Raw genomic sequence first — 7,676 nt, 5'->3', positions numbered from 1 at the left:
GGCCTGCGGCGGGTTGACCGGCGAAGGAGACACCGGTGCCGGGTTCCCCGGTGTCGGCGCCGCGTTCACCTGAACGCTGCTCTGCGGGCCGGTGTTCGGACGTCCCTGCGCCGGAGCGCCGGGCGTGGTGGTGACCGGGACCACCCGTTCGCCCATGGCCGCGCGCGGCGGAGTAGGCGATGGGTTCAGCGGCGGCACCGGGGCGCCCTGGGCCGGGGTGGGCTTGCCGATCACCGTGACCGAGCCGTCCGGGCCGACCAGCAAGCGGGCCGGGTCCTTGGCCGGGATCATGCCGAGTTCCCGCGCTCGCGCCGCCAGCTCGGGCGCCGAATCGGCGGCCTCCACCTCGCGCTGCAGCGCGGCGCGCTCGTCGGCCAGCCGCCGGTTGGTGGCCCGTGCGTCGCCGAGCTGGTAGCTGTCCTCGGCGGCGCGGGTGGTCAGCAGCAGGGTGAGCGCGAGGCCGCAGCCGAGCAGTGCGATGAGCGCGGTGACGAACGGGATGCGCGCGGCCATCGCCGAGCGCCGTACGGCAGGCAAAAAGGCCAGGTCCGAGCCATTCTCGGCGCGCATCCGCCGCCGCGCATAGGCACGCTGCGCGGCACCGGATTTCACTCGCTCGGCATCCTGGACCCGCCGGGCGACCCGGCCCGGCACTTCGACGGTCCGTGTCCGCACGCTCATTGATTCCCCTCCTCCGCACGATGGTTCGGCATCGCGCCCGGTGTCTTGCGGGAGTTCCCGCACCCCGTCGGCCCGATGAGCGCTGCGCGATCGTGTCTCATCGAGCCCCGTGTCTTGCGGGAGTTCCCGCACCCCGTCGGCCCGATGAGCGCTGCGCGATCGTGTCTCATCGAGCCTCCTGGATCCGCTCCGCGGCGCGCATCCGGACCGGCGCCGCCCGCGGGTTGTCCTCGATCTCCTGTTCGGTCGCTTTCTCCGCGCCGCGAGTCAGCAGCCGGAACTCCGGTCCCATGCCGGGCAGTTCGACCGGCAGGCCCACCGGGGTCCTGGACGTGGTGTGCGCGGCGAGCTCGTGCTTGACCACCTTGTCCTCCAGCGATTGGTAGGACATCACGACGATCCGTCCGCCGACACGCAGCGCGGCGAGCGCCGCGGGTAGCGCGGCCCGCAGCGAATCGAGTTCTCGGTTGACCTCCACCCGCAGCGCCTGAAAGGTGCGCTTGGCCGGATGCCCACCGGTGCGACGGGTGGCCGCGGGAATCGTGGCGTAGAGCAGTTCCACCAGTTCGGCGCTGGTGGTGAACGGCTTGATCTGGCGACGCCGGACCACCTCGGCGGCGATCCGGCTCGCGAAGCGCTCCTCGCCGTAGGTCTTCAGCACCCGGGCCAACTCGCCGTGGCTGTAGGTGTTGAGCACGTCGGCGGCGGTGGGCCCGCTGGTCGGATCCATCCGCATGTCCAGCGGGGCGTCGACCGAGTAGGCGAAGCCGCGGTCGGCCTCGTCCAACTGCATCGACGAGACGCCCAAATCCATCAGGATCGCCGAGACCGATCCGGTGGCGGGCAGTCCCGCCTCGGTCAGCGCGTCGACGATACCGTCATAGCGGGTGTGCACCAACGTGATTCGGTCCGCGAACGGCGCGAGCCGTTCGCCGGCCAGTTTCAACGCGGTGGTGTCGCGGTCCAGCCCTACCAGACGGATGTGCGGGTAGGTGCGCAGGAAGTGTTCGGCGTGACCACCGAGGCCGAGGGTGGCATCGACGTAGACCGCGCCGGGCTCGGACAGAGCCGGACCGAGCAACGCGTCGGCTCGTTCGAGCAGAACCGGAACATGGCGGGGGCCGCGCTGTTCACGGTTCACCTCGACCTCCCGGAGTCCTGCCTCGCGTCGTCGCGCACCGCACACGGGTCGCCTTGATACACAGTGATTTCTGATACCGAGTGCTTCGGTACGGATACGAATGCCCCGTGGTCTCTGACCGAACTGCGGCACCTGGCGTCGGGGAAGTACGTCAGGGTCCGCGTCCGGGCAGAGACCGCGCGGCACTCGTTCGCCCGCGGCTAGAAGATTCCGCCCAGCGACTCGTCTCTGGCTTGTGAGAAGTCCTCCTCGTGCTCGGCGAGGTAGGACTCCCACGCCTGCTTGTCCCATATCTCCAGGAAGTCGACCGAGCCGATCACCACGCAATCCCGTTGCAGGTTGGCGTAGCGACGGTGGTCGGCCGACAACACGATCCGGCCCTGCGCGTCCGGACGCTGCTCGTCCGTTCCGGCCGCGAGTGCCCGGACGAACGCCCGAGCCTGCGGATTGCTTCGAGACGCGGCCGCGGCCCGCCGAGCGAGCGCGGTGAACTCTTCCTTCGGGTACACGGCAAGGCTGTGGTCCTGACCCTTCGTGACCATCAACCCTCCCGCCAGATCGTCTCGAAACTTCGCAGGCAACGTGAGTCGCCCTTTGTCGTCCAAGCGAGGTGTGTAGGTACCGAGAAACATCTCGATACCTCCCTGGTCGATCACCTCGATGGTCGGCTCTTCAGTACTGCGCGCTCCACATTACCCCACTTTCCCCCACTTTCAATCGAAACTGCCGGTGATCTGGCTCCCGACCCAGACGATTCCGCAGGTCATTCCAGCTATCACCGGCGTGGAGAACTTTTCGCGAGTTCTGCCGACACGCACGCACCCCGTGGACAAACATCCGAAAACACCCAGCAAACGCCCTGATCTCCCGCACCCGGACCGCTCAGGGGGGCATGGTGGGGGAAGTTTGTGGGGAGGTGTGGGGGAAGCGGGAAGATCATCCGCGCGGCCGGCGTCCGCACGCACGAGACAGCGACGCCGCACCATTGCGGTGCGGCGTCGCCGACTGTGCTGAAGATGTCAGGCTACGGGCGAGCTACTCCTGCTCGAACCGTCTCCGGAAGCGGTCCTCCATGCGCTCGGAGAAGCCACCGGACTTGCGCTGGCGTCCACGTCCGCCCGAGCCGCCGCTCGCGGAAGCGTCACCGCCGCCGGACCGGTCGTTCTTGGCGACGCTCTTGGAGGTGCCGAGTAGCAGGAGCACACCCGCACCGAACATGACAATGAACCCGATCAGGCTGATGATCGGGAAGCCGCCGGGCTTCACGGGCGCTGCGATCCCTGCGACGAGGAGAAAAAGGCCGAGGACGAACAACGCCGCGGCCTGGAGTCTGCGACGACTCGAGGTCGAGCGAAGCCGTCCGCCGCGGACGGACGAGGCGAACTTGGGATCCTCAGCATAGAGAGCGCTCTCGATCTGTTCGAGCATGCGCTGCTCGTGCTCGGAGAGTGGCACGGTACCTCCCCCGGCACTAGGACGTGGCTGTCGCCTCCGGGTAGGCGACAGATAGCCGACCTTGGCGGCCATCTGACACCAATGATACGAGTTCGATCAGGGCCAGACCACCTAATGGGCACAGTCGGACATAGTCCGTCTTCAGCCCGCGCACGGCCACTAAGCGGTCATGCCGCCGGTCCAGCCCGGTGCGGGCCGAAGCCGAGCCGACGCCGAGAGGAGATCTTCTACGTCATGGAGGAATGCTCCGACCCGGGAAGCGAACTCGTCGGCCTCGTGATCGTCGACATTCCGGTCCAGGCCCGCCTCCAACGCGGCCCGGATCTCCGATCGGGCGCTGAAGTAGTCGGCCCACATCACGAACTCGGGCGCGGCGCGCTGCATGAGCACCCACGCGTTGCGCGAGCGCGCCCTGGGCGCGGCGTCGGCGCCCGTGAGCGCGAGCACAGCGCCCGCACCACGCAGCGCGGCCAGGTAGGCGGTGCGGAACCGCTCCCGCGGATCGCGTTCGCCCGCCGCTTGCATGAGCAAACCGTCCGCCCGCTCCAGCAGCTTGCCGGCCCGGCCGGGCTGCCCCGGGTGTTCCACTCGACCAGACATCGCCGTCCCTCCACTTCGCGCACCAGGGTCCGGGCATGCACTGGAGGCGGCGTGCCACACTGCATTCCAGCACCACTCGGACCGAACAGGTATTCGAACGTTTGAATTGAGCTTGAATATAGAGACGCCCACCGACAAACTTCCGCGTCCGCGCGACCGACGAGAGCCATGACCGCCGTCAAGCCCAATCACACTCCCGCACCCGCCGTCGTCGACCTCTCGGTGGCGGCGCTGCGCTCCCGGCTGCACGACGCGCTGGCGGTCTACGTCGCGGCGATGGACTATCCACGCGGCACGGAACACCATCGCGCGCCTATGTGGACCGAGCACACCACCCGTCCCGGCTGGCAGGCCGTCGCCGCGGTGGTGCCCGACGACTCGGGCCGGATCGATCTGCGCAGCGCGCCCATCGTGGCGATCGCCTACGGCTACCGCGGCGCCGCCCACCAGTGGTGGCACCAGCAGGTGCACAGCGGAATGCGGCGCTCGGGCTGGCCGGAACACTCCACGCGCGAACTGCTCTCGGACTATTTCGAGCTGACCGAACTGCATGTGCATCCCACGGCGCAGGGCCGCGGCATCGGCGCCACGCTGCTGGAACGATTGCTGTGCGACCGGACCGAGCGCGCCGTGCTGTTGTCGACCCCCGAGGTCGACGGCGAGGACAACCGCGCCTGGCGGCTGTACCGCAGGGAAGGATTCACCGACGTGATCCGCAACTTCGTGTTCGCAGGCGACAACCGGCCGTTCGCGATCCTCGGCCGGCGGTTGCCGCTATGAGAGTGTCGTGTCGGTAGTCGTCGTCGGCTCCGGGCACAACGCTCTGGTCGCCGCGTGCTATCTGGCCCGCGCGGGGCAGGCGGTCGAGGTGCTGGAACGCGACGACGTGCTCGGCGGCGCGGTGTCGACGGTCGAGCGGTTCCCCGGCCATCGGGTCGATCGCGGCTCGTCGGCGCACATCATGATCCGCCACACCGGCATCATCGAGGAGTTGGAACTCGACCGCTTCGGGCTGCGCTACATCGACTGCGACCCATGGGGATTCACGCCCGCTCAGGCCGGCCGCCCGGCCATCGTGTTCCACCGCGACCTGGACGCGACGTGCGCGTCGATCGCGGCGGCCTGCGGCCCGCGGGATGCGGCGGCGTATCGCCGGTTCGTCCAGGTGTGGGGGCCGCGCAGCGCCCGCGTGATGCGGGCCTTCGGCGGCGGGCCGACGCCGGGCAGGTTGGTGCGGTCGTTCTGGGGGCTCGAGGCGGCCGGCGGCGGGAGCGCGCTGTCGCGGGAATTCCTGCAATCCGGAGACGCGTTGCTGGACACCTTCTTCGAGGAAGAACGGCTGAAAGCAGCGCTGGCCTGGTTCGGCGCGCAATCCGGTCCGCCGATGTCGGAGCCGGGCACCGCGCCGATGGTCGGCTTCGCCGCCCTCATGCATACGCTGCCGCCGGGTCGCGCGGTCGGCGGCAGCGGCGCGCTCACCGAGGCCCTGGTGGCGCGGCTGCGCTCCGACGGCGGCGTGGTGCACGCGAGCGACGCGGTGACCGCCTTGCAGCGGGCAGGCGACGGCTGGCGGGTGCGCACCACGTCGGGCCGAGAACTGCGCGCCGACATCGTGATCGCGGGCACCCACGTGCTCACCACGTTGGATCTGCTGGGCAACGGCGGGTTCGACGCCGCACCGCTGGACGACTGGCGGCGGCGCATCCGCGTCGGTCCCGGTATCGGGATGGTCGTGCGGGTCGCGGCCGTGGCGCTGCCGCACTACCCGGGTAGCCCGACCGATCACTCCGCTCGTGGCTTGCAATTCCTGGTGTCCGATCGAGCGCAACTGCGCCGGGCGCATGGCGCGGCGCTGGCCGGGGAGCTGCCGCCGCGGCCGGTGGTGCTGGCGATGAGCTTCACCGCGCTGGACCCGACCATCGCGCCGCCGGGCGAACACCAGCTGTCGCTGTGGGCACAGTGGCATCCGTACCGGCTGGCGGACGGCCGCGACTGGGCCGCGCTCGCGCAGCGGGAGGGCGACCGGATCGTCGCCGAAGTCGACTCCTACGCACCCGGTTTCGCCGACGCGGTGCTGCGCCGGTACGTGCAGACGCCGGTCGACCTGGAGCGCGAACTCGGGCTCGTCGGCGGCAACGTCATGCACGTGGAGATGTCGCTGGACCAGATGATGCTGTGGCGTCCGCTGCCGGAACTGTCCCGGCAGCGAGTTCCCGGCGCGCCGGGCCTGTATCTGACCGGCGCGTCCACCCATCCCGGTGGCGGCGTTTCCGGGGCGAGCGGCCGCACGGCCGCCCGGCTCGCCCTGCGCGACCTACGGCGGCACCGACGCCCGCGGTGGTTCGGGCGGTGACGGGCGACGCACCGCACGTGGCGACAGGCGGGACCGATATGCGAACACTGCACACAACCGGCCCCGGCGCCCACGGCAGTCCGGCGACGACACACCCCGAAGACCTACCGCACACAGCGACGGACCCGACCGACACACGAACACCGCACATAACCGGCCCCGACGCCCACGGCAGTTCCGCGACGACACACCCGAAAGACCGACCGCACGTGGCGGCGGGCCGGACCGAGCCGACACGCGAACATCCCACTCAATCGGCGCCGACATCCGTGGTGGTTCGGCGATGACACGCACGGAAGACCCACTGAACACAGCGGCAGGCCGAACCGAACCGACAGGCGAACACCCCGCACAAACCGCCGAGCATTCCGCACGCCGGTTTCGCTCCGCGCGATTTCTCCTTCCGGTGATCCTCGTCGTGCTGACGGTTGTCATGCAGATCGGTTATCCGCTCACTGCGGGTGACGCGCGCGACCGGGTCACGGCCGCGGTCGTGCTGCTTTCCGCCGGTGCCGCGCTGGCGCATGCGATCGCGACCAGGGGAATCCGGTATGCCCTCGGCTTTCTGGTGCTCGTCTCCGGCATCGGGCTGCTGGCCGAGGTGATCGGCACGACGACGGGCCTGCCGTTCGGCTGCTATGCCTACGCGAGCGACCGGCTCGGTCCCGCTCTGCTCGAGGTGCCGTTGATCGTCGCACTGGCCTGGACCGGCGGAGTGTATCCGGTGTGGGTGGTGGGCGGGATGGTGTCGCGGCGCACCGCGTCGCGGATCGCGCTGACCGCGATCGGCGCGGTGGGCTGGGACCTGTTCCTGGATCCGCAGATGGTCGCCGACAGGCAGTGGACCTGGTGTGACACCGGCTCCGGCCTGCCCGGGCTGACGCAGATTCCGTACACGAACTTTTTGGGTTGGTTCGGTGTCGCGCTCGTGATGGCGGCTTTGCTGGCGGCCTGGGAACACGCGGCGCCTGATCCCGTCCCGGCGCGGCCGACCAGCGGTCGCGCGGCCGAGCTCGCCGTGCCGGTCACGCTGTTCCTGTGGACCTGGCTGGGGTCGGCGCTGGCCCATGCCGCGTTCCTCGACCTGCCGTCGTCTGCGGGTTACGGCCTGGCCGGGATGGGTGTGCTCGGCGTGCCCCTGCTGGCCATCATGGCTCGCGCACGGCGCTGACCAGGCGCGATCCGCTCGCTGCGGCGGGTGGATTCCCGGCCCGGTCCGCAGCACCATGAGCGCCACCTCGGCGCATTCGGTGAGCCCGGCGCGGCGACACACGGCCACCATCGGGCCGCTGTCCGGCCGACGCGCGTCGCGACTGGCGCGTTTCATTCCGGACGGATGGCCTGGCACGATGTCACCCGTGCAGCCGAGTCCCGTCACCACGATGCCCGATGCCCCGGATCGCCCGCAGCGCAGCGGCCCACGCCGCGGCACGCGGGTCGCGGCGG

8 protein-coding genes are annotated in these 7,676 nt (G+C 70.0%); 3 read left to right on the top strand and 5 right to left on the bottom strand.

Annotated features, from left to right (window positions below; genetic code table 11):
* From ftsL to NA4_RS36405, 5 genes are all read right to left on the bottom strand, one after another.
* Positions 1–681 (bottom strand): cell division protein FtsL (gene ftsL, locus NA4_RS36425; RefSeq protein ID WP_067480378.1); only part of this gene is annotated, 681 nt, incomplete at its 3' end.
* 166 nt (positions 682–847) lie between these two features.
* Positions 848–1,822 (bottom strand): 16S rRNA (cytosine(1402)-N(4))-methyltransferase RsmH, encoded by a 975-nt coding sequence (gene rsmH, locus NA4_RS36420; RefSeq protein WP_067480384.1) that lies wholly within the window; start codon positions 1,820–1,822, stop codon positions 848–850.
* A 200-nt stretch (positions 1,823–2,022) separates the two neighbouring features.
* Positions 2,023–2,454, bottom strand: coding sequence for a division/cell wall cluster transcriptional repressor MraZ (gene mraZ, locus NA4_RS36415; RefSeq protein ID WP_039797118.1), 432 nt, complete (start codon positions 2,452–2,454; stop codon positions 2,023–2,025).
* 403 nt (positions 2,455–2,857) lie between these two features.
* Positions 2,858–3,277: an SCO2097 family morphological protein gene (locus NA4_RS36410; RefSeq protein WP_067480375.1), complete on the bottom strand. Its 420-nt coding sequence runs from the start codon at positions 3,275–3,277 to the stop codon at positions 2,858–2,860.
* A gap of 159 nt (positions 3,278–3,436) precedes the next feature.
* Positions 3,437–3,877 (bottom strand): SAV_6107 family HEPN domain-containing protein, encoded by a 441-nt coding sequence (locus NA4_RS36405; RefSeq protein ID WP_067480372.1) that lies wholly within the window; start codon positions 3,875–3,877, stop codon positions 3,437–3,439.
* A gap of 168 nt (positions 3,878–4,045) precedes the next feature.
* Between NA4_RS36405 and NA4_RS36400 the strand changes: the two genes are divergently transcribed.
* From NA4_RS36400 to NA4_RS36390, 3 genes are all read left to right on the top strand, one after another.
* The gene (locus NA4_RS36400) at positions 4,046–4,657 is read left to right on the top strand and encodes a GNAT family N-acetyltransferase (RefSeq protein WP_067480368.1); all 612 of its coding nucleotides are present in this window, start codon (positions 4,046–4,048) and stop codon (positions 4,655–4,657) included.
* Between the two features lie 7 nt (positions 4,658–4,664).
* Entirely contained in the window at positions 4,665–6,230 is a 1,566-nt protein-coding gene (locus NA4_RS36395) for a phytoene desaturase family protein (protein WP_067480365.1), read from the top strand.
* 433 nt (positions 6,231–6,663) lie between these two features.
* Positions 6,664–7,401: a carotenoid biosynthesis protein gene (locus NA4_RS36390; RefSeq protein WP_067480381.1), complete on the top strand. Its 738-nt coding sequence runs from the start codon at positions 6,664–6,666 to the stop codon at positions 7,399–7,401.
* Positions 7,402–7,676 lie beyond the last annotated feature (275 nt).

It is taken from the genome of Nocardia amamiensis NBRC 102102, assembly GCF_001612745.1.
GTDB lineage: Bacteria > Actinomycetota > Actinomycetes > Mycobacteriales > Mycobacteriaceae > Nocardia > Nocardia amamiensis.
Note: the sequence above shows the minus strand (reverse complement) of the source record. Positions and strands in the feature narration are given on the sequence as shown.